This is a genomic window from Devosia sp. RR2S18 (assembly GCF_030177755.1).
In the GTDB taxonomy this organism is placed as follows: Bacteria; Pseudomonadota; Alphaproteobacteria; order Rhizobiales; family Devosiaceae; genus Devosia; species Devosia rhizosphaerae.
On the sequence record NZ_CP126539.1, the window covers coordinates 3837792 to 3859313 of the forward strand.

Below are 21522 nucleotides of genomic sequence, written 5' to 3' on the forward strand. Positions count from 1 at the left end.
GGCCTCGCGCGCAGAATGTTACCCGGTGCCGCATTGTCGAGGACGTGTTCTGAACGCTTTGACTCAAACCCGCTCAAGTGCTACCGCGATCCCCTGTCCCACCCCGACGCACATGGTTGCGAGCGCACGCTTCTTGTCGGTGAGGCTGAGCTCAAGAGCTGCGCTCCCGCTGATGCGGGCACCGCTCATCCCAAGTGGATGTCCCAGCGCAATGGCGCCGCCGTTCGGATTCACGTGAGGCGCATCCTCAAGGATGCCGAGCTCCCGTAGCACCGCTATGCCTTGGCTCGCAAACGCCTCGTTGAGCTCGACATGGTCGAAGTCGGTCGGCTGCAATCCTAGGCGGGCGCACAACTTCTTAGTGGCCGGAGCTGGCCCCATGCCCATTACGCGAGGTGGGACGCCTGCACTAGCACCTCCCAGGACCCGCGCTAATGGTGTCAACCCGTACTTACGAGCGGCCGCCTCACTAGCAATGATCAGGGCCGCAGCACCATCATTGACGCCCGAGGCATTACCGGCAGTAACTGTGCCACCTTCAGACCTGAACGGGGTCGGCAGCTTGGCAAGCACTTCCAGAGTGGTGTCGCTGCGTGGATGCTCATCCTTGCTGACTACGACCGGATCGCCCTTGCGCTTTGGGATTGTAACAGGCGTGATTTCCTGCCCCAGCCGGCCGCTCTCCTGGGCCGCAACAGCCCTTTGCTGACTGCGAAGAGCGAAACTGTCCTGGTCCGCACGGGAAACCTGATAGTCAGCGGCGACGTTTTCACCGGTCTCTGGCATGGAGTCGACGCCGTAGAGCTTCTTCATTCGCTCGTTCACGAAACGCCACCCGATTGTGGTGTCGTATATTTCCGCGTTTCGGGAAAAGGCTGCTTCGGCTTTCGGCATCACAAACGGTGCACGCGACATCGACTCGGTGCCACCAGCGATCATTAGCGCGGCCTCCCCTGCCTTGATGGCCCGAGCGGCCGTGATCACTGCATCCATGCCCGAACCGCAGAGGCGATTGATGGTCGTGCCGGGGACCGATGAGGGTAGCCCCGCCAGCAACAGACTCATGCGAGCCACGTTGCGATTATCCTCGCCTGCCTGATTGGCATTGCCGAAGATCACATCGTCGACGGCTTCCCAATCAAGCCCTGCATTTCGGGCCACCAGTGCGAGCAGCGGTATCGCTCCAAGATCATCCGGCCGAACGGACGATAGAGCTCCCGCGAAACGGCCAATCGGGGTACGGATGTAGTCGCAGATAAAGACTTCCGTCATTTCAAAGCTCCGGCGCAGCGAGTTCGCCGATTTCGGCGGGGATCATCAGTTCTGCGCCCGTGACCGCCTGCAGGTCTTCTAGGCTCAAATCGGCGAGCTTCTCTCGCAGCACGAAACGCCCGCCTTCCACGTCGATGACGGCTAGGCTGGTGTAGACCCGGGTCACGCACCCGACGCCAGTAAGCGGTAGACTGCACTGCTTTACCAGCTTGGGCCGGCCATCCTTCGTCACGTGATCGGTAATAACAGCGACTCGCTTCGCTCCATGAACCAGATCCATGGCACCGCCGACGGCCGGCACCCCCTTGGGGCCCGTGCTCCAGTTGGCGAGATCTCCGGTTTCAGCGACCTCGTAGGCGCCGAGGATCGCAACATCGAGATGCCCGCCTCTAACCATGGCAAAGCTATCGGCGTGATGGAAAAACGCCGCGCCTGGCTTCAGGGTCACCGCCTTCTTCCCAGCGTTGATCAAGTCCCAGTCCTCCTCACCCGATGGCGGAGCTTCACCGAAGTTGAGGATGCCATTTTCGGTGTGAAAGATGGCCTGCCGACCCTCAGGCTGGAATTTCGCCACCATTTCGGGGAAGCCGATTCCCAGGTTGACGTATGCCCCGTCTTCAATGTCCTGAGCGGCACGCCAGGCGATCTGGGCGTTTGTGAGCTTTTGGTTCATCAGTGAGCCACTCCTGCGCGCATCAGAACCTCTTCCTGTTGAGCATCGGCAATCTCGATCACGCAGTCGACGAAAATGCCGGGAGTGACCACATGCTCAGGGTCGATCTCGCCCGCTTCAACCACGCGAGAGACCTGCGCCACGGTGTAGTCCGCCGCGGCGGCCATCAGCGGCGAGAAGTTGCGACCGGCTTTGCGGTAGGTGAGGTTGCCCATCTCGTCGCCCAGCTCCGCCTTGATCAAAGCTACGTCTGCCTTGAGCCACCGCTCCTGGACGTACATGCGCCCGTCGAATTCGGCTGTAGGCTTCCCGGCAGCGAGATCCGTGCCGTAGCTTGTAGGGGTGTAGAAAGCTGGAATACCCGCTCCACCTGCTCGAATGCGCTCGGCAAGTGTACCTTGGGGCACCAGCTCAAGCTTGATCTCGCCTGCCTGATATTTCTCGGTGAAAGCACGCGGGTCAGCCGACCGAGGAAAGGAACACACCATTTTCGCCACCATGCCGGCGTCGATCATCGCTGCGAGCCCAATGCGGCCATTGCCAGCGTTGTTGTTGATGACGGTCAGATTCTTTGGGCTGCCTGTCCGCCGGAACCGATCGACCAGGGCGTGGATGAGTTCAATCGGTGCGCCAGAGCCTCCGAACCCGCCGATCATGACACTCATGCCGTCCCTTATCCCGGCCACCGCCAAATGGCGGTCCGTGATCGCCTTGCTCATTCCTTTTCCTTCCGCTCAAGCCGCTCGGTGAAGCGCAACTGCTCCAGCAGCGTGTTTCCCAGCCGCAAGCTTGCACCTGTCGCGATGCACATCTGCGGCAGCACCATCCATTCCAATGTCCAGGCTGCGCCGGAGCGTTCGTTCTCGTGCACCATGGCTTGGTGCAATGTCCCCATGAGGCCCGCATTGAAACGAGCCAGGCTCACCAGCACTTCAGCACTGACCGGGTTGGCCTTGTGAGGCATGGAAGACGAGCCACCAGCTCCCTCAAGCCGGACTGAGCCAATCTCTGTCTGGGCGAGCATGGTCACGTCCGCCCCGAGCTTTCCCATAGATCCGCTGATCAGCGCCAGCAGAGACCCGAATGAAACAACCGGATCGCGCATGGATTGCCAGGGTGCCGCAGCAGCCAACCCCAGGCGGCCTGCCAGGTCCCGAGCGATCTCATCGCCTTTTCCGTCGAAGCTTAAACGATCGCCTACCGGCCCACCCAGCTGAACCGCCAGTTGGCGGCGGCACACCGACACGGCATCCAGGTGCCGAACGAGTGGCTTTCGCCACGTCCGCAGTTTCTCCCCTACTGTGGTAGGAAGGGCTGCTTGCATCCGGGTGTGCGCCATCAGGGGCAGGTCTGCGTCTGCACTCGCCATTCGCCCCAGCTTGTCCAGCAGGTTCACCAGACGGGCATCCAGCACAGCGAGAACCTCGGATAGCTGCAGCATCAGGGCCGTATCGATGACATCCTGGCTCGTCGCACCCATGTGCAAGGCGTTGGCGTGTTCCGGCTCAACCCGTTGCCGCAACTGCTTGATCAAGGCTGGGACAACGACGCCGTCCCGTGCCATTCCGCTTTTCAGCTCCTGCCAGTCCGGCACGAAACCTTCGATAGCAACTCGGACTGCGGACGCGGCTGGTTCCGAGATCATGCCCGCAGCTGCTTCAGAGGCGGCTAGCGCCTCCTCGAAGCGCAGCATTGCCTGCAGTTGCGCTGAATCGGAGAGCAGCGCCTCGACATCAGCATCTCCGGTCAGGGCGGCGAGGAGTGTCATACGTCGAAGAACACCGTTTCGCGATCACCCTGCAGGTGAATATCCAGCAGGTACCGCGGAACAGCCCCTTCCTCCTTGCGGGCGATCAGGGTCTCGCGGCGGCGCGGGTCCGGAATTCGGTTCAGCACGTAATCGGATGCGTTCGCTTCCTGCTCGTCTCCGAAGTACAATCGAGTTTGCAGGCCGATGTTGATGCCACGGGCCACAATCCACAGCAGCACATGGGGCGCCATCGGCTTACCATCAGGACCCGGGACGGCACCCGGTTTGATGGTCTCGAACGTGAAGATGCCTTCCCCATTTACTGGCTGACGCCCCCATCCGGTGAAGGCAGGGGTAGAATTGCTGCTGGGTCCGGTGGGCGCAAGAAAGCTGCCATCGGCGCTCGCCTGCCAGATCTCGACCACCGCATCTGCGACAGGCGCACCCGAACCGTCGATGACCCGCCCAACAATTTCGATGCGCTCACCCTCCGTATCGGGGGTCAGCATGGTGGAGCCGGTGTCCTTATCGAACACACCGGTGATCTCTACGAAGTTGGGCGTCATACCGATATGGACGTAGGGCCCGGCGGTCTGCGAAGGCGTTTCCTTCAGGGTCGGAGTAAGATGCAGCATCAGTTACCCTCCAGCTTGTTCTCGAACATCGTGGACCGGCGCCCCCGCAAGACGATGTCGAAGCGGTAGGCCAAAGCATCCATAGGAGTGGTGTTGTGCCGGTCGAGCTTTGCGGTCAGCTGATCAATTCCTGCCTTGTCGGGCACACTCGCTACAATCGGGCACTGCCAGATCATCGGATCGCCTTCGAAATACATCTGGGTGATCAGCCTTTGAGCAAAGGCATGCCCGAAGATGGAGAAATGGATGTGAGCCGGGCGCCAGTCATTGCCGTTATTCGGCCAAGGATATGCCCCAGGCTTGACCGTACGGAAGTGATAGAAGCCATTCTCGTCGGTAATTGCCCGACCACAGCCACCAAAGTTCGGATCAAGAGGAGCTAGGTAAGCTTCTTTTTTGTGACGGTAGCGGCCACCCGCATTGGCTTGCCAGAACTCGACCAATGTATTGGGCACTGCACGTGCATTCTCGTCCAGCACTTGCCCGTAGACGATCAGCCGCTGGCCAATCGCCTCTGTTCCGTCCTGGCTGTAGTTCCGGATAAGATCATTGTCGAGCGGCCCGAGGCTGGAATGCCCGAAGGTGGGGCCGGTCAGTTCCGAGGCGGTGGCGCCAATCGACAACAGGGCGTGCTTGGGCGTTCTGAAGGTTGTGCTCTTGTATCCAGGCGTGTTCGCAGGCGGATGCCAGGCTCGATCGCGCGGATATAGGGCTCCGTCGGAACCCGGAAGAATGATCCCAGTCACTTAGATAGCTCCTCGCGTTTGCGTAATTCTTCCTTGGCGATCTTGAAGGCGTTGTTCGCCGCGGGCACTCCCGCATACACGGCGACATGCATCAGAGCCTCCTTCAGATCTTCTGCGGAGGCGCCGGTGTTCGCCGTCGCTCTGACATGCATGGCTAGCTCCTCGTCATGACCAAGAGCCGCCAGAAGCGCGACGGTCAGTATTGAGCGCTCCCGCTTCGTCAGTCCCGGCCGAGACCACACCGAGCCCCAGGCGCCTTCGGTAATGAAGGTCTGGAAGTCCTCGTCGAACGCAGTCTTTCGCGCACTTGCGTTGTCCACGTGGGCATCGCCTAGAACGGAGCGGCGCGTGACCATGCCGCGTTCGAACAAAGTAGAATTAGTCATGCCCAATCTCGCTCAAAAACGACTGCATCAATTCGATTAGAGTCTCTGGTTGTTCTATGGACGGGATATGCCCCGCATTGGCGATCTCCACGAAGCGCGCATCGGGGATCCGTTCCGCCGTGTCGCGGACCAGCTCCACCGGTGTGGCAAGATCCTGATCGCCAGCGACTACCAGCGTGGGAGTTCGGATAGCATGGACTTTCTCCCGCAGGTCAGCATCCCGCAGTGTTGCACAGGTGTTGGCATAGCCATGCGCCGGGATACGCATGAACATGTTGCGCCAGCCGGCGAGTTGGTCCGGTTTTTCCCGGCGGTAGGCCTCGGCGAACCAGCGCTCCATAACGGCGTCTACCAAGCCCTCCATGCCTCCCGACCGAACGGCCGCTATTCGCTGCTCCCATGCGGCCACGTCGCCGATCTTGGCGGCGGTGTCGCAAAGTACCAATCCCCGGAGGCGTTCTGGATGCCGCAATGCATAGGCTTGTGAAATGAGACCGCCGACCGAGACACCGGCTAGAGCGAGCGTGTGTACCCCGAGATGACCAAGCAGGCCCGCAAGGTCGTCGACATGTTCGTCCAGACAATACTCTCCCGACGGAGCATCGCTCAGTCCGTGGCCTCTCTTGTCATAGGAAATGACGCGATATCGCGGAACAAGGCTCTCGATAACCGCATCCCAGATCCGGGCATCCGTGCCCAATGAGTTGACCAGTGCGATAGTGGGCGCACCAGCTGGGCCTTGCACCCGATAATGCAGCAGAACGCTCCCGATGCGCTTGAAGGCCATGTTCATTCCTCTTGCTGAGCTGACCTAATGCACTTGGCAGTCTCAGGTAAAATGATTAGTTGCAATCAATGCATAACTGCCAAGTTATGCGATGAGCCGACCCAGTGCACCTATCGGACGGCATCGACTATATACATAACCGGAGAACCGAGCTGCCTTCTCATCGCATGATCGATCCACGCATCAAGCTACGCCACATTTCTTGCTTCCTTGAGGTCGCAAGACTTCAGAGTGTCGTTAGAGCCGCGGAGGTGCTCAACATCAGCCAGCCCGCAGTCTCGAAAACCATTCAAGAACTTGAACAGGTACTGGAAACGCCGCTGTTCGACCGCAGCCGGCGGAACTTGTTCCTAACCCCGGTCGGGGAGGTATTCCTCCGCTACGCAGGCACCAGCCACGCGGCACTGCGTCAGGGGATTGAGGCTGCAGGCGGGATCAGCACTAACGCAGTCGTGAAAGTGGGAGCTCTGCCAACCGTGTCTGCCCGGATTTTGCCTACTGCCGTGGAGACGTTCTCGAGGCAAGCTCAGAAGGCGCACACTCGCATCATCACCGGACCGAATGCACACCTGCTATCACTCCTTCGTACTGGCGAAGTTGATCTCGTGATCGGGAGAATGACCGAGCCGGACGCCATGCTCGGTTTCTCCTTCGAGCATCTCTACTCTGAGCGGATCGTCATGGCGGTGCGAGCGGGGCACCCGCTGCTTGCCGACCGCAACTTCAATCTCCCAATGATCGAAGCCTATCAGGTTCTGATGCCAACCCCCGACTCCGTAATTCGGCGGACGGTGGAACGAATGCTGATCGCGCATGGCATTGGACACTTCCGTGATGAGGTCGAGACAGTCTCAAACGCCTTCGGCCGAGCTTACGTCCGCCAGACCGACGCAATATGGATCATATCGGAAGGAGTGGTGGCAAAGGACGTCGAAGAGGGGCAACTCGCATTGCTTCCGGTCGATACCAACGAAACGCTCGGTCCGGTTGGCTTCACGACCCGAACGGAGACGACGCCGGCAATTGACACCCTTGCATTCATGCAAGCGGTGCGGAGCGTTGCCGCAGGCCTGCGCTAATCCAAATCACCAGGGTTTCCCACCTGGTGAAACAGACGCATTCTTCCTCCGGCTCGCCTGAACTCACTTGGCGGCGTACCCAGCACTCGTGTCACAAACCTTGAGAAGTAGGCAGGATCTTCATAGCCGAGGTCGGAACCAATTTGCTTAACCGATTGGGTCGAGAACAGCAGGAGACGCCGGGCCTCAAGCACTACCCGATGCTCGATGACACCCAGCGCAGAGCTACCAAAGACTCTCTGAGTGACCCGGTTAAGATGGTTGGTGCTGATCCCCAGGGCTGACGCGTACTCACCGATCCTCCGGGTCTCGCGGAAGCGCAGTTCGACAAGATCCCGGAAGGCGTGCGCATGGGACTGATACCGGCCGCCACCCGCCGGTGCAGAAGCAGAGCCTTTCATGACCCGGCGCAGTGCGACCGCAAGCAGCGTGATCAATGCAGGCATTGCCACCAGGTGCGCATCAGCCGGCCTGTCCGCTTCGGCAATGAGGCTGTATATGGCTTGAGTTACAGAAGCCTCGGCCGGAGCGATCCCCGGCTGCAGCTCGCCCGCTCCGGTAGCGGTCAAGTCTCGCTGCATCAGCGTAAGTACGACCCCATCAATATCGGAACTGAATTTGAACGCATGAACGCAGAGGGCGGGCACAACCACAACTGCGGGCGCCTGCATTTCCCACGCTGCCCCATCGATCGTGACGCTCGCACTGCCACCTGCGATATGCAGCACCTGGAAGAACTGTTCGTGCCGATGTGGTGCGATTTTATAGGCGTGCACACGGCTTCGAGATTGAATGGGCTCCCAATGCAGCCACTCCTGAGCACCCTGCCCACTTGGCTCCCCGTACAGGGCGTAGGTCGGGATCTGAATCATGTTCGGATTGTCCAACACATTGTCCCGGCTGTCCATTGGCGATGGACGTGTCTGCCGGTCATTCTGAATGGAACAGGGAGTGTGAAGGGATGCGGACTCAAGTCGTGATCGTAGGTGCGGGACCGGCAGGTCTGATGTTGGCGCGTCTACTATGGCTGGAGGGCGTTGAGAGCGTGGTTCTCGAGCGAAAAAGCGCGGCTTACGTCTTAGGTCGCATACGGGCCGGAGTCCTCGAGCAGGGCACGATGGACCTCATGGACCGTGTTCAGGTTGGATTGCGGATGCATGCGGAGGGACTGGTTCACCGCGGTGTGGAGTTAAGCTTTGGCGGTGATCAGCATCGGATTGACTTCGCATCGTTGGTCAATCGCCAGGTGTTGGTCTATGGACAGACGGAGCTGACGCGCGATCTCATGGCCGCTGGCGGCGCGATGTATATCTACGAAGCTGATGACGTGGAACTCCACGACCTGGATGGCCGATCTTGGGTCACCTACAAGAAGGACGGCGCGACCCACCGCATCGACTGCGACTTCATAGCGGGGTGCGACGGCTATCACGGCATCTCTAGAAGCAGTGTTCCGCAAGAGGCACTTACCACATACGAACGCATCTATCCGTTCGGCTGGCTCGGAGTTCTTGTCGACAAACCTCCGGTAGCCGATGAGCTTATCTACGCGCAACACGAGCGGGGCTTCGCCTTGTGCTCGCAACGGTCGCCGACAAGGAGTCGGTACTACGTGCAGGTCCCCGCCGACGAAGCTGTTGCCGAGTGGTCCGATGACCGTTTTTGGGATGAGCTCCGCCGCCGTTTGAACCCCTCCACTGCAGAGGCTCTGCAAACGGGACCATCGATCGAAAAGTCAATCGCCCCGCTACGCAGCTTCGTGGCGGAGCCCCTGCGTTTCGGTTCTTTGTTTCTTGCAGGCGATGCAGCGCACATCGTTCCACCGACTGGCGCCAAGGGGCTGAACTTGGCAATGAGCGACGTCTCGTATCTGGCTGACGCATTCATCGAGCACTACCGCGAGCGCTCCGGTGCTGGCCTGAACTCTTATTCTCATCGCGCTCTCGAGCGCATCTGGAAGGCAGAACGCTTTAGCTGGTGGATGACGAGCTTGCTGCACGTTTTCCCGGAGACCGGGGCATTCGGCAAGCGCATGCAACGTGCTGAGTTCGACTATCTGAAGACATCACGAGCCGCTCAACAGAGCCTGGCGGAGAACTATACAGGATTGCCGTTCTAGCGGGACGTGCTCGAATGGGATGAGGGTGTCGGGGACCCCGCTTGAGACGCAACGCTTCTCGGTTCCGACCTTGAAGCAGAGATTCGTCGGCTCAAGACCGATGTGGAAGGGGACATCGTTGGCAATGGAAAAGAATAGCGCAAACCCAAGAGTGGTACCTCCAGTCGAACTGAGACGCGTGACGAGCGGAGCCGGATGGCGGTCAAGTACTTATCGGAGTTGGGCGCCATTGCGGGTGAAGTGCCACCTACCCCTCCCGCCGCAGCTGGTGAGATCGAGGTAGCTTTGAAGACGAAAAGCCAAGAAGTTGCTTTTGGTCAGCCATCACCGGCGGACGCAGGACAGGCGTTCTACGACCAAGTTGTTTCGACGCTTAAGCGTGCGCGATAGCGTCCGGGCAGAGAACGCAGACTCCACCTTTAGTGGGTCTGCTACTCCGCTTCTAAGCCTTTTCTGGCTAGGACGAGTCTACTTGATGTTGTTGGTGACTCCTTCCCTCAGCGGACCGCATCTCGATCGTATGCTGGTCCTCATCTGCCAAGGAACCGCTGCAGCAGTCGTGTCTCCGGAGCTCAGCTGAGAATGGGTGAATATCCTCCCCTGCAATTCACGCAGCATTAATTCCGCTGGTCCACTTAATGGCGAGCCTGACTTTTTGTGCCAGGCCAGACGACAGGCGCAGGCATGTATAAACAAGCTCTGAGCGGCGAGGTTGAACGCCTACTTTCGGGAAGAACCCGAGATATCACGCTAACTGGTGCACTTGCCGGACGCTTTCGGGACCGCTCTTTCAAGCAGACGGCCAAGATCGTCCGGTCCTGGATGCTGTGGGTCATTCTGCTCGACGCCTTGGCGATGGGCACGAACATCCTGCTGCTTCCGGTTGAAGCAGCATTCCCGATGCTCCCCCCTTCCCTGATCATCCCTCCTTCTGCCTTGGCTGTTTACGCGGCATGGAACCGCCAACGCTCGGACCTGCTCTTGAATGGCAGCTTGGTGGCTGGAATGGCAGCGATCCTGCTGTCCGTATGTCTGATGGGAGCGGCAGCGGGAGGGGAATTCTACGAGCGGTATCTCAGCATCATGCTGTTCGTCGCGGTGGCAGGCATCATCATTTTCAACGTGCCCGCCGGTGCCACGCAGGCCATCGCAGCATTTGCCCTTGTCCTCTATTTGGCCTTTCAGCTCGGCAATCGCGAAGTGAGTACATCAAGCGCCCTGTCAGCGTTTCTGTTCTTCGCCAGCGGGGTAACCGCCACGGTGGTCGCCCGTCGTACCATGACGATTCTGGCGCACCGCACCTTTCTTCTCGAGCTTCGGGATGCCCAGCGTGTTGATGAACTCGCGCGCGCTAACGAGAAGCTCGACACGCTCTCCCGGACTGATGCCCTCACCAAGTTGCCCAACAGACGCGACCTTGAGGACGTGCTGGACAGAATGAGGTCCCCGTCAGCCTCAGGCGGTGGGCTCGCCATGCTGATGTGCGATATCGACTGCTTCAAAGCGCTCAATGATGAACTTGGGCATGCCGAGGGCGACAGATGCCTGGCCGAAGTGTCGCAGATGATTCGAGGATCAATGCCGTCGCACTTATCTTACGCATGCCGCTACGGTGGCGAGGAGTTCCTGGTGATCCTGGCCGGCGAGGCTGCCGGTCAGGCGCTGGAGGTCGCGGAGGCAATCAGGTCCAAAATCGAAGCAGGGCAATTACAGAATCCAAGATCCTCAGTTGGTCCATGGGTCACCGTGAGCATCGGAGTGGCAGCGTCGCGAGAGGTTCTGACGCAGTCGCCGGAAGAGTTACTGCACGCTGCCGATCTAGCTCTGTATGCAGCCAAGAGTAAAGGACGCAACATGGTTGTCGATTCCATGACGAGTTTGGAAATTATCGAAGACCAGGTGGCCTAGTTCATAGCAGGTCCGCAGTCGGGCGACGCAGGTCAATGCAACAGCAGATTTGGGGCCCTTTGCGGAATAGCAGGTTTCGGGCGACACGTTCGAGATAGCTGCCACTGATCTGCAATGAAGGCAGCGGCAGCTCGCGACCCCGTCACTGCCGTTTATCGGCTTCGACGACTCGCCCTAGAGCAGTCATGTCGCTGCTGTTCAAAGGCACAGCTGACGGTAGCCGATTGGCAGTTAGGCCGACGCGGTGGCCTCGGTCACAAGAAACTGGCATCATGAGGCTTCATACTAGGCGAAGGCCCAGACATGGCTTTCGCTTCTCCGGCGTTGTGCGGCCCTGCCAGCGTGCGCCTGCACGTAAGGACTGAGCGAGCTGTGACCTCTCTAGACTTTCTATCCGAAGGTGGCGCGGCCGGCGCCTTGATGCGAACCCTTGATTGGAACTCATCACCACTCGGCGCACCTGCAGACTGGCCACAGTCGCTGCGCTCCGTCGTCGGTTTGCTGCTGAACTCGCGCTTCCCAATGTTTGTCGCCTGGGGAGACGATTTGGGGTTTCTCTATAATGACGCCTATGCCCAGATCCTGGGTGCCAAGCACCCCGATGCCATGGGCCGACGCTTCCATGAAGTCTGGCCAGAAATTTGGAACGACATCTCTCCTATGATCGAGGCGGCTCTTGCTGGCCATGCAACCTACCATGAAGACTTGCCTCTCCTGGTCAATCGCCATGGACGCGATGAGGAGGCGTGGTTCACCTTTTCTTACTCTCCTGTCCGGGACGAGAGCGGGCGAGTTGCCGGCGTGTTCTGTGCGGTGTCTGAGACTACCAACCAGTACTTAGCTGCGATCCGGCGCAATGCCCTGCTGGAGCTTGATGGTAGACTTCGCAATGCCTCGGACACCAGCACCGTATCCTTCGCCGCTTCAGAACTCCTGGGTGAGGTACTAGCCGTCACACGGGTGGGTTATGGAGTGGTAGATGCGGGTGCAAGGACTATCTTCGTCGAGCGCAACTGGTCCTCGCCAGGGTTTGCGGATCTAGCCGGACATCGCCGCTTTGCTGACTACGGCACCTACATACGCAATCTTGTGGATGGTGAGACTGTCGCCATCGGCGACGTGAACACTGATCCGCGAACTGCCGCCAAGGCTGAGGCCTTCCGAGCCATCAGAACGACAGCCTTCGTCGACGTGCCTGTGATGGACAACGGTCGAATTGTTGCAACGCTTTTTGTCCATTCGGCTACCCCCCGCACCTGGACTGGTGAGCAAGTTGCCTTTCTCAAGGACGTTGCGGAGCGCATACACGCAGCTGCCGCCATACGTGCGGCAGAGCAGGGCCTACGTAAAAGCGAGGCGCGCTTCCGGCTGGTGGCTGACGCAGTACCCCAGATCGTGTGGATCACCGACGCAGATGGCCGCACCGAGTTCTTCAACAAGCAGTGGAGCGACTATACTGGGGCCGTCTATGAGCCGACCACTGCCGCAGATGTAGCTGCTAAACACGTTCATCCAGACGACGCGGCCGCAACGATCAACGCTTTTGACCATGCGCGGCGCACTGGCGCCACCTTCCTTGTCGAGCACCGCATCCGGTCGAAAACTGGAGAGTACCGCTGGTTCCTGGTGCGTGGGGAGCCGTTTAGAGAACCTCAATCCGGCCAAATCGTCCGTTGGTTCGGCGCTTCCGTGGACATCGAGGATCGGCGCCAGGCGGAAGCAGAACTTCGGGCTTTGAACGAGACCCTTGAAGAACAGGTTGCCTTGCGCTCAGCAGAGCGCGATCGGCTCTGGCAACTCTCACAGGACTTGCTGGCAAGAGCCGATTACAGCGGCATGATGTCCGCAGTCAGCCCTGCGTGGATCCAGGTGCTAGGCTGGAGTGAGGTCGAGCTGCTCGCGCGCGGCTATGCCAGCTTCATGCATCCGGACGATGCTGCAGCAACGCTGCAGGCCATTGCGCACATGGCCAAAACGGGACAGCCAAGCCGCTTCGAGAACCGCATAGCCGCGTCGGACGGCAGCTGGAAGCATATCGAGTGGACCGTAGCACCAGAGCCGGACGGCTTGAACTTCATCGCTGTCGGCCGAGACATGAGCCTGGTCAGGGCTCGTGAGCAAGAACTTGTGCATACCCAGGAACAGCTGCGCCAGAGCCAGAAGCTCGAAGCGATGGGTCAACTCACAGGCGGCGTCGCTCACGACTTCAACAATCTCCTCACTCCCATAATGGGCACCCTGGACACGTTGGTGCGTCGAGGAATCGGCAGTGATCGGGAGCGGCGGCTGATCGAGGGGGCACTACAGTCGACTGAGAGAGCCAAGACCCTTGTGCAGCGGCTGCTGGCATTTGCCCGCCGTCAACCGCTGCAAACAACCGCTGTGGACGTCGCGGGTCTCGTCAATGGCATGGTGAGCCTAATCAGCTCCACCCTCGGACCTACCATCGACGTTCGAACGGAGGTGGATCCAGACATGCCCCCAGCCGGGGCCGATCACAACCAGCTCGAAATGGCGCTTCTGAACTTGGCGGTGAATGCACGGGACGCGATGCCCGATGGAGGCGAACTCATCCTGGGGGTCAAATGTGAGCGGGTGCGTGAACCACATGCATCCAATCTCAACTCCGGGGACTATATTCGGCTGAGCGTAAGTGACACCGGGACGGGTATGGATGAGGAAACCCGCCGTCGCGCCATTGAGCCGTTCTTTTCGACGAAGGGCATTGGCAAGGGTACCGGGCTCGGCTTGTCCATGGTGCACGGCCTTGCCGCCCAGTTAGGAGGCGGTCTGACCATTAATAGCACGCCCGGTCAGGGCACGACTATCGCGCTGTGGCTACCCACTGCTTCTGCGAGCGTTCAGTACGAGTCATCCCCCTCAGAACCAGCTAACGCGACCGGAAGAGTTGGCCTGGCGCTTTTGGTTGATGACGAGGACGTCGTCCGCATGAGCACGGCCGATATGCTGTCGGACCTCGGGTACGAGGTGAAAGAGGCCGGCTCAGCCGCAGAGGCTCTGCAGTTAGTTCGGAGCGGTCTCGAACCGGACCTCCTTGTTACCGACCACCTCATGCCCGGGAAAACCGGCGCTCAGCTTATACAAGAGCTGAAACCTGAAAGACCAAAACTGTCGGTGCTGATCATCTCTGGTTATGCAGAAGTGGAAGGCATGGATCCTGAAATACCTAGGCTCACCAAGCCTTTTCGCACCACCGATCTGGAAACGATCCTCGCTACGTTGATGAGTCCTGCAGGGAGCAGCAACTGAGCGCCTCTCGATGATAGGCGGACAGGAGGCGAGCGCATCGCTGACGTTACTGTCCTGTTGATAGCCTGACGAAAGCTGCTTCCGGAACTGCCGCTAGGTTCGTGCCAGACATTCGAACAACGCCTTTACTCGTGCTGTTCGCCTGAGTTCCTTAGGTGCCAGAAGCCACACATCTAGCGAAAACGCCGGTTCATCTGAGAGCCTTTGGAGCCCAGAGTCTTGTTCTGCGACTACGCTCGGCAACATGCCGGCACCTATGCGCTGCTGAACCGCATTCAACATCATCAATGGGGTAGTAAAGAAGGAGGAGGCTCTCGCTCCAGCGACATGCCTGCGCATCCAGTCTTCAGCGCGTGACGCGCAGGGATGGCTTGAGTAGTCGAGCCAAGGCATGCGTGTCAGCGGTGTGTCGACGGCGAGAGTTCCTGCAGCATAGGCATAGAAATCAAGCCGCTCCAGGACTCTCCCGTATAGGTAATCTTCGGGCGCGTTGGTGAGCCTTAACGCCACCTGAGCTTCTCTACGTGAGAGACTTTTGACGTCCACATCGGTGGAGATGAGCAGCTCTACCCCTGGGTAGCGCTCCTTGAATACTGCAAGTTGGGGCATGTAGCGAACGGCCAGCAGGTCAACGGTCGTTAGCTCAATCCGCCCAGCCAAGGTATCGTCGTGACCAGAGATGCCACGCTCAAGAGCCGTTAATTCCTGCTCGATACGCTCTGCAGCATCGGCAGCTCGCTCCCCCGCATCGCTTAAGCGTAGTTTGTCGCCCACCCTCTCCAACAGGCTGGAGCCAAAGTGCTCCTCCATGTCCCGGACCTTGCGAGAGACCGTCGTATGGGCGATCCCCAGGTTTTGCCCAACTTGGCTGAAGGTTGATGCAGTTCTGAACTCGGCCAGAAGCGACAGATCATGGCGAAGAGGATTCTTGTGCAAATTTGCTCACTTGATGTGCTTAGGAGTCGATTGCGGTTCCAGCATTGCACATCCATGTTCCTGGTGTCGATGGCCGGGAGAACAGCCAAATGGCTCAAGCAACACTTGTCGCCAACAAGAACTACAGCTCGGATGAGCGCTACCAGTACGACACTTTCACCACAGGGCTGATCCTTCACGACATGGTCTTCAAGAGAAGCGATCCAGGTCCTGGTGATATGGTACCCGCGTTTGACCTTCCAGTTGTCGGAGGCGAACGCTTTCAGAGCTCTGACCTTGGAGCTAAGCCCGTCTTGATGGTTTTCGGTTCGCTAACCTGCCCCGTGACGGAGAGCTCCGGGCCAGTTCTCAACCGACTGCACATGGAATTCGGAGACCAGATTCGCTTTGTTGTCGTAAACACCCGCGAGGCTCATCCAGGCGAGCTCATACCGCAACCGAAAACCCTCCGGGAAAAGGAAGAGCACGCTGAGCAGCTGAGACAACATCATCGATTTGCCTTCGAGGTGGCCATCGATGATATAGAAGGCACCTTCCACCGAGCCATGGGACCCAAGCCGAACTCCGCATATCTGCTTACCCCCCAAGGTCAACTCCTGTTTCGGGCGCATTGGGCTAACGACGCACGCAGCTTGAAGAGTGCTATTACCCAGGTGCTAGCTGGACGGGGTATGCGCAAAGGCAAGAGCTCGGCCATGCTCTGGCCACTGCTGAAGGCGATTGGCCACTTACCTGCGGTTGTCCAAAGAGGGGGGCGAAAGGTAGCTCGCGACGTCTGGCGGGCGGTACCGCCATTCGGTGTCATGGGAGGCGCCAGCAGGCTCTTGCCGTTCTTGCCGCGGGACTACCGCGGGCCAGCGGTGACGATCATGCTGGTCGGATCAGTCGCGGGGGCAACCATTTTTCTTCTGCTGTAATCTAAATACCTGCTTCAGCCTGGCACAACAAGCTGCCCGGTGTGTCTGCTTAGGTCATCAGCCAGCAAAAAGCTGCCGTTCCGCAATCCACCCCTTCTCAGTCATCGCTGATGGCTTCACGGACCCGCCGCATCTCTCAAACAGAGCCGAACGCGTGAGCGGCAAGAATGTACCGTGTGGCCCGATATGGTGCTCCAGCGATCTGGGTGCAGTTCAGCTTATGGATTGGCAACATCGTCCCCTTCGCCCTTCAGACTGAATAGCCCCTAGATTTGTAGACGCCTTCTTCCCTAATTTTGAGGCAAGGAGGCCTACATGGGCAAAGGCAATTTCAGCGACGAGTTCAAGCGGGACGCGGTGCGTCAGATCACCGAGCGGGGGTATCCCGTTTCGGAGGTGTCGCAGCGTCTGGGGGTGAGTGCTCATTCGCTCTACGAGTGGCGCAAGAAGTATGCATCGGATGTTTCCAAGGGTGGGGATCAGGCCGATGAGATCCGGCAGCTTAAGCGAGAACTGGCGCGGGTCACTGAGGAGCGCGACATCCTAAAAAAAGCGGCCGCGTACTTCGCCAAGGATGCAAAGTGAGGTACGCGTTTGTCGCCGAGCATCGCCAGCAGTTCTGTGTGCGCACCATGTGCCGGTGCCTTTCCATCCATCCCAGCGGCTATTATGCGTGGCTCAAAAGCCCTTTGAGCAAAAGGGCGCGGGAAGACATTCGCCAGACCGAGCTGATCGAAGAGGCCTGGAAGCAGAGCGGCAAGGTTTATGGCTACCGCAAGCTGCATGACGACCTGCTGGACCAGGGCGAGACCAGTTGCGCCAATCGTGTTGCGCGCCTGGCCAGACTGGCCGGGATCAAGGCTCAGATCGGCTACCGGCGCCGGCCTGGTGCCTATGGAGGCAAGCCATCTGTGGTGGTCGACAATACCCTGGCTCGTCAGTTCGACGTCGATGCGCCGGACACCGCCTGGGTGACCGACATCACCTATATCAAGACCATGGAGGGCTTTGCCTATCTGGCCGTGGTCATCGACCTGTTCTCGCGCCGCGTCGTCGGCTGGTCACTACAAAGCCGGCAGACCAGTGAGGTCGTCCTTCAGGCCCTGCACATGGCTGTCTGGCGCCGAAAGCCACAGAACACGGTGCTAGTCCATTCCGATCAGGGCTCCCAGTTCACCAGCATGGACTGGGCTAGCTTCCTGCGACACCACAATCTGGTTCACTCGATGAGCCGGCGCGGCAACTGCCATGACAATGCTGTGGCCGAAAGCTTCTTCAACCTGCTCAAGCGCGAGAGGATCAGGCGTCGGACCTATCGGACACGGGACGAAGCCCGCCAAGATGTGTTCGATTACATTGAGATGTTCTACAACCCCACCCGAAAGCACGTCCGCAACGGCATGCTCTCACCCGTCGAGTTCGAACGGCGGCACCAAATCTAACCCCGAAGGTGTCTACAGAACACGGGGCTATTCAGACACAGGCGCTCGCCTGTCATCGGCAGCGGTGGTGAATTCGCCAGTTGAGTTTGCAGAAGGACTGACATCGCAACAGTGGTACTGACGCAGGATAACGTGGTCGTTCGAAGATCGCCTCAGCCTCACGCATGTGGTCGCGCGACACTCCCTCAGCCGAGATCAGCTGCTGGTCTCGCGAGAGCGTTGGTAGCTACCATGTCGACCAGTGACTGACCTCCTCCTTCGCTGCATCCGCCCAGACTTTGTGTTGGTCCGCGGTCGCCGCAGAACTGCCTGCGGCGGCTCTTGCGCGCACCCTTTGGTGAGCCCCGCCTGGCGAGTGGACTACGAGGATCTCCAGCTTGCCGATCCCGGTGTTCCGGGTGCAGTGGGAAACACCCCGCGGCACGCAGAACATATCGCCTGGTCCAATTGCGAAAGGAGCCGCGTCTCCAATCACTTGCTGACCCTCCCCCGAAATAACATAGGCGAGTTCTAGCGCATCAGGATGACAGTGAAGGTCGTCCACTTGGTTCGGGAGTACCGCCATCTGACCGGCGGCCAGGCTGACTTCCGCCTCACTGAGGTGCCACCTGATCTGGCCCCACTCAAAGATCTCAGTGCCAGTATCTTTGATGTTGCCCTTGTGCATCTTCGATCCGATCCAGGTTCGCAGTCTATGGGAAACAGGCGCAAAACGAGCATAGCGCCTTTAGCAACGTGCCCCTACCCCATCGCTCGCCCTCATCCCTCTCAGCTGGCAGAACCAACTCCCCCAACGCATACATATTTCATATCGAGAAACTCGTTGATGCCGTACTGGGACCCTTCTCGGGAATTGCCGCTTTCCTTGATGCCACCAAAGGGAGCAAGTTCGGTCGAGATCATCCCAGTATTCACGCCGACCATGCCGTACTGGAGCCGCTCCATTACGCGGAACAGGCGTGCGGCGTTCTGCGAATAAAAGTAGGCGGCAAGCCCGGTGTCTGTCGCATTGGCTGCCACGATCACCTCATCCTCGTCGATGAACCTGAACACCGGAGCGAGAGGACCAAATGTTTCTTCTCGGGCCAAGGTCATCTCGCCCGTTACCCCAGTGAGCACTGTCGGCTCGAAGAAGGTGCCGCCCCGAGGATGGCGCCTGCCGCCTAATTTGACCGCAGCGCCCTTTTGAACTGCATCGGCGATATGAGCCTCCACCTTCTGGACGGCCGCCTCGTTCACCAGCGGACCTTGCATGACCCCTTCAGCAAAGCCGTCCCCGACCTGGAGCGAGCGCATCCTGTCAGTCAGCCTGGCGACAAAAGCGTCGTGCACGCTGTCGTGTACATAAATACGGTTCGTGCAGACGCAAGTCTGGCCCATGTTCCGGAACTTGGAAACGATCGCACCTTCCACGGCCGCTTCGATGTCGGCATCTTCGAATACGATGAAGGGTGCGTTTCCGCCCAGTTCAAGTGCCACTTTCTTGACTGTACCGGCGGCTTGTCGCATCAGGATCTTGCCGACTTCGGTGGATCCGGTAAACCCTACCAACCTTATGTCTCGGTGGGTGGTCAGCACCTGCCCGATGGCAATGGCATCACCGGTCACCACATTGAGCACCCCTGCTGGCAAGCCGGCACGCCGCGCCAATTCTGCCAATGCAAGAGCGGTCAGCGGAGTTTCCGGAGCTGGCTTGAGCACCACAGTACATCCAGCCGCCAGGGCGGGCGCAACCTTGCGCGTTACCATGGCTGCCGGGAAGTTCCACGGAGTTATTGCAGCCACCACACCGACCGGCTGGCGCAACACCATGATGCGTGCGTCTGCGCGATGCGCCGCCAATACCTCGCCAGAGATGCGTTTGGCCTCTTCAGCGTAAAACTCGACATAGGATGCTGCATAGTCGATCTCCCCCAGCGCTTCGGCAAAGGGCTTGCCCTGTTCGCTGGTAAGAACAGTCGCCAGATCCGTGCGGCTGCCGACAATCAGATCGAACCATCGGCGCAGCAATGCCGACCGGTTCTTTGCCGTGGTGCCCGCCCAGCCAGGCAAAGCGGTGGCAGCGGCATCGACCGCCTCCTCTGCTCCGGCGCTCCCGACATCGGGAACCTGGGCCAGCAACTCCCCGGTAGATGGATTGGTCACCGCAAGGCGGGGCTCACCAACAAAACTGCCGCCTATGTAGCTCTGGTTCTGCAGCAGGTCGGCATCAATAAGAGGACGCATGGCTTTCCTTTCTTGCCAGCGCGGCGGCAAGCGCACGCTCCAGTTTTTCGAGCCCCTCACTCAGCGTGGCATCGGATATGGTCAGTGGATTGAGAATGCGGATGGTGTTGCCGTGGATGCCGCAGGACAGCAGCACCAACCCTTCGTCCAGTGCATGCTGGATGACACGCTTGGTGCCCGCAATATCGGGCTCTCCTCGCTCGCCGACGATATCAAAGGCAATCATGGCGCCTGGTCCGCGGATGCCGGAGATCGATACCACGTCATTGCGCCGCAGCAGTGCTTCGAGCTTGCCTCGAATAGCGGCGCCAATGGCCTGTGCACGATCAAGAAGCTGCTCTTCTTCGATAACATCAAGGACGGCAAGCGCCGCAGCACAGGCCAGGGGGCTGCCGGCATAGGTGCCTCCCAAACCGCCTGGTGCCGCTGCCTCCATGATGCTGGAGCGGCCGATTACGCCCGAGAGCGGAAAACCGCCGGCCAGAGATTTCGCTATGGTGACGAGATCAGGCTCAACACCAGAATGCTCGATGCCGAACATTTTGCCTGTGCGGGCAAATCCGGTCTGTACCTCATCTGCGATGAGCACGATGCCATGGTCATCGCAGATCGCCCTGAGCGCCTGCAAGAGTTCGGCGGGAGCCGGCAGGAAACCGCCCTCCCCCTGCACCGGTTCGATGATGATTGCCGCCACGTCGGTCGGTGCGATGTCGGCGCGGAACAGGGTCTGTAGCGCGCCCAGAGTATCGGCTAGAGTGACGCCGTGCGTCTCGGCGGGAAACGGGAGGTGATAAATGGCCGGCGGCGCAACGCCGAATTTGAGCTTATAGGGCGCGACCTTGCCGGTAAGCGCCATTGTAAGCGTGGTACGCCCATGAAAGCCTCCGCTGAAGGCGACAACGCCCAAACGGCCGGTGTGGGCACGAGCCAGCTTTATGGCGTTTTCGACAGCTTCCGCTCCGGTTGAAAAGAGCACCGACTTGGCAGCACCGGTGAACGGGGCCAGAGTGTTGAGCCTTTCGCATAAGGCGACATAAGGCTCGTATGGCAACACCTGAAACGCCGTATGACTGAACTCGTCCAACTGGTCGCGAACTGCCGCCAAGATTTTGGGGTGGCAATGTCCGGTATTGAGAACGGCTATTCCTCCGGCAAAATCGATGTACCGCCGTCCCTCCACGTCCCATAGCTCAGCATTCCTGGCGCGCGCTGCATAGACGGGGAAGGCGCTGGCGAGGCCCTGAGGAAGGGCATTTTCCCGGCGCATCTGAAGCGCGAGATTGGCAGACATCATGGTGACCTCGAAGGCGAATTGATCTCCCACACGATAGTTCGGCGCAACGGTGCGCTGGTAGCAGATTGAATTGTTCACAGTG

General features: G+C 59.3%; 19 protein-coding genes. 6 read left to right on the forward strand and 13 right to left on the reverse strand.

Annotated features, from left to right (window positions below; genetic code table 11):
- Positions 1–63: 63 nt before the first annotated feature.
- Genes pcaF through pcaD form a run of 8 tightly spaced genes read right to left on the reverse strand, consistent with a single transcriptional unit; the run spans position 64 to position 6249 of the window.
- The gene (gene pcaF, locus QOV41_RS19040) at positions 64–1272 is read right to left on the reverse strand and encodes a 3-oxoadipyl-CoA thiolase (protein ID WP_284578529.1); all 1209 of its coding nucleotides are present in this window, start codon (positions 1270–1272) and stop codon (positions 64–66) included.
- 1 nt (position 1273) lies between these two features.
- Positions 1274–1945 carry a 3-oxoacid CoA-transferase subunit B gene (locus QOV41_RS19045; RefSeq protein ID WP_284578531.1) on the reverse strand — a complete coding sequence of 224 codons (672 nt, stop codon included), beginning with the start codon at positions 1943–1945 and terminating at the stop codon, positions 1274–1276.
- Entirely contained in the window at positions 1945–2664 is a 720-nt protein-coding gene (locus QOV41_RS19050; protein ID WP_284578532.1) for a 3-oxoacid CoA-transferase subunit A, read from the reverse strand. Before QOV41_RS19050 ends, QOV41_RS19045 begins: the two co-directional genes overlap by 1 nt.
- Entirely contained in the window at positions 2661–3713 is a 1053-nt protein-coding gene (locus tag QOV41_RS19055; protein ID WP_284578534.1) for a 3-carboxy-cis,cis-muconate cycloisomerase, read from the reverse strand. Before QOV41_RS19055 ends, QOV41_RS19050 begins: the two co-directional genes overlap by 4 nt.
- On the reverse strand, positions 3710–4330 hold the full coding sequence (gene pcaG / locus QOV41_RS19060; RefSeq protein ID WP_284578535.1) for a protocatechuate 3,4-dioxygenase subunit alpha: 621 nt from the start codon (positions 4328–4330) through the stop codon (positions 3710–3712). Before pcaG ends, QOV41_RS19055 begins: the two co-directional genes overlap by 4 nt.
- A complete protein-coding gene (gene pcaH, locus QOV41_RS19065) occupies positions 4330–5076 on the reverse strand; it encodes a protocatechuate 3,4-dioxygenase subunit beta (RefSeq protein ID WP_284578536.1) in 747 nt (248 codons plus the stop codon). The genes pcaG and pcaH overlap by 1 nt, the downstream gene beginning before the upstream one ends.
- Positions 5073–5462, reverse strand: a complete 390-nt coding sequence (gene pcaC, locus QOV41_RS19070; protein ID WP_284578537.1) for a 4-carboxymuconolactone decarboxylase — start codon at positions 5460–5462, stop codon at positions 5073–5075. The genes pcaH and pcaC overlap by 4 nt, the downstream gene beginning before the upstream one ends.
- On the reverse strand, positions 5455–6249 hold the full coding sequence (pcaD, locus tag QOV41_RS19075) for a 3-oxoadipate enol-lactonase (RefSeq protein ID WP_284578540.1): 795 nt from the start codon (positions 6247–6249) through the stop codon (positions 5455–5457). The genes pcaC and pcaD overlap by 8 nt, the downstream gene beginning before the upstream one ends.
- A 167-nt stretch (positions 6250–6416) precedes the next feature.
- Between pcaD and pcaQ the strand changes: the two genes are divergently transcribed.
- The gene (gene pcaQ / locus QOV41_RS19080; RefSeq protein WP_284578541.1) at positions 6417–7328 is read left to right on the forward strand and encodes a pca operon transcription factor PcaQ; all 912 of its coding nucleotides are present in this window, start codon (positions 6417–6419) and stop codon (positions 7326–7328) included.
- Here the strand turns inward: pcaQ and QOV41_RS19085 are convergent.
- On the reverse strand, positions 7325–8215 hold the full coding sequence (locus QOV41_RS19085) for a helix-turn-helix domain-containing protein (RefSeq protein WP_284578543.1): 891 nt from the start codon (positions 8213–8215) through the stop codon (positions 7325–7327). The genes pcaQ and QOV41_RS19085 overlap by 4 nt on opposite strands.
- Before the next feature lie 74 nt (positions 8216–8289).
- Here QOV41_RS19085 and pobA point away from each other — a divergent pair, with 74 nt between their 5' ends.
- From pobA to QOV41_RS19100, 3 genes are all read left to right on the forward strand, one after another.
- A complete protein-coding gene (gene pobA, locus QOV41_RS19090) occupies positions 8290–9447 on the forward strand; it encodes a 4-hydroxybenzoate 3-monooxygenase (RefSeq protein ID WP_284581381.1) in 1158 nt (385 codons plus the stop codon).
- Between the two features lie 684 nt (positions 9448–10131).
- The gene (locus QOV41_RS19095; protein WP_284578545.1) at positions 10132–11355 is read left to right on the forward strand and encodes a GGDEF domain-containing protein; all 1224 of its coding nucleotides are present in this window, start codon (positions 10132–10134) and stop codon (positions 11353–11355) included.
- A gap of 372 nt (positions 11356–11727) precedes the next feature.
- Entirely contained in the window at positions 11728–14625 is a 2898-nt protein-coding gene (locus tag QOV41_RS19100) for a PAS domain S-box protein (protein ID WP_284578546.1), read from the forward strand.
- 93 nt (positions 14626–14718) lie between these two features.
- Here QOV41_RS19100 and QOV41_RS19105 read toward each other — a convergent pair whose 3' ends face one another.
- Entirely contained in the window at positions 14719–15561 is an 843-nt protein-coding gene (locus tag QOV41_RS19105; protein ID WP_284578548.1) for a LysR family transcriptional regulator, read from the reverse strand.
- A gap of 89 nt (positions 15562–15650) precedes the next feature.
- Here QOV41_RS19105 and QOV41_RS19110 point away from each other — a divergent pair, with 89 nt between their 5' ends.
- Both QOV41_RS19110 and QOV41_RS19115 read left to right on the forward strand, forming a co-directional pair.
- On the forward strand, positions 15651–16478 hold the full coding sequence (locus QOV41_RS19110) for a TlpA family protein disulfide reductase (protein WP_284578549.1): 828 nt from the start codon (positions 15651–15653) through the stop codon (positions 16476–16478).
- Between the two features lie 315 nt (positions 16479–16793).
- A protein-coding gene (locus QOV41_RS19115) for an IS3 family transposase (protein ID WP_415926715.1) occupies positions 16794–17920 on the forward strand; the annotation gives its coding sequence in 2 pieces (ribosomal slippage) (positions 16794–17034 and positions 17034–17920; 1128 coding nt in all).
- 226 nt (positions 17921–18146) lie between these two features.
- Here QOV41_RS19115 and QOV41_RS19840 read toward each other — a convergent pair.
- From QOV41_RS19840 to gabT, 3 genes are all read right to left on the reverse strand, one after another.
- A complete protein-coding gene (locus QOV41_RS19840) occupies positions 18147–18587 on the reverse strand; it encodes a cupin domain-containing protein (RefSeq protein WP_350150218.1) in 441 nt (146 codons plus the stop codon).
- A 101-nt stretch (positions 18588–18688) separates the two neighbouring features.
- Positions 18689–20146 (reverse strand): NAD-dependent succinate-semialdehyde dehydrogenase, encoded by a 1458-nt coding sequence (locus tag QOV41_RS19120; RefSeq protein ID WP_284578550.1) that lies wholly within the window; start codon positions 20144–20146, stop codon positions 18689–18691.
- Positions 20130–21437, reverse strand: a complete 1308-nt coding sequence (gabT, locus tag QOV41_RS19125) for a 4-aminobutyrate--2-oxoglutarate transaminase (protein WP_284581382.1) — start codon at positions 21435–21437, stop codon at positions 20130–20132. Before gabT ends, QOV41_RS19120 begins: the two co-directional genes overlap by 17 nt.
- Positions 21438–21522 lie beyond the last annotated feature (85 nt).

What these genes read in the sequence shown, in the direction of transcription:
- pcaF (WP_284578529.1), bottom strand. Translation starts at nt 1,272, where the DNA reads ATGACGGAAGTCTTTATCTGCGACTACATCCGTACCCCGATTGGCCGT.
- QOV41_RS19045 (WP_284578531.1), bottom strand. Translation starts at nt 1,945, where the DNA reads ATGAACCAAAAGCTCACAAACGCCCAGATCGCCTGGCGTGCCGCTCAG.
- QOV41_RS19050 (WP_284578532.1), bottom strand. Translation starts at nt 2,664, where the DNA reads ATGAGCAAGGCGATCACGGACCGCCATTTGGCGGTGGCCGGGATAAGG.
- QOV41_RS19055 (WP_284578534.1), bottom strand. Translation starts at nt 3,713, where the DNA reads ATGACACTCCTCGCCGCCCTGACCGGAGATGCTGATGTCGAGGCGCTG.
- pcaG (WP_284578535.1), bottom strand. Translation starts at nt 4,330, where the DNA reads ATGCTGCATCTTACTCCGACCCTGAAGGAAACGCCTTCGCAGACCGCC.
- pcaC (WP_284578537.1), bottom strand. Translation starts at nt 5,462, where the DNA reads ATGACTAATTCTACTTTGTTCGAACGCGGCATGGTCACGCGCCGCTCC.
- pcaD (WP_284578540.1), bottom strand. Translation starts at nt 6,249, where the DNA reads ATGGCCTTCAAGCGCATCGGGAGCGTTCTGCTGCATTATCGGGTGCAA.
- pcaQ (WP_284578541.1), top strand. Translation starts at nt 6,417, where the DNA reads ATGATCGATCCACGCATCAAGCTACGCCACATTTCTTGCTTCCTTGAG.
- pobA (WP_284581381.1), top strand. Translation starts at nt 8,290, where the DNA reads ATGCGGACTCAAGTCGTGATCGTAGGTGCGGGACCGGCAGGTCTGATG.
- QOV41_RS19095 (WP_284578545.1), top strand. Translation starts at nt 10,132, where the DNA reads ATGTATAAACAAGCTCTGAGCGGCGAGGTTGAACGCCTACTTTCGGGA.
- QOV41_RS19110 (WP_284578549.1), top strand. Translation starts at nt 15,651, where the DNA reads ATGGCTCAAGCAACACTTGTCGCCAACAAGAACTACAGCTCGGATGAG.
- QOV41_RS19840 (WP_350150218.1), bottom strand. Translation starts at nt 18,587, where the DNA reads ATGCACAAGGGCAACATCAAAGATACTGGCACTGAGATCTTTGAGTGG.
- QOV41_RS19120 (WP_284578550.1), bottom strand. Translation starts at nt 20,146, where the DNA reads ATGCGTCCTCTTATTGATGCCGACCTGCTGCAGAACCAGAGCTACATA.
- gabT (WP_284581382.1), bottom strand. Translation starts at nt 21,437, where the DNA reads ATGTCTGCCAATCTCGCGCTTCAGATGCGCCGGGAAAATGCCCTTCCT.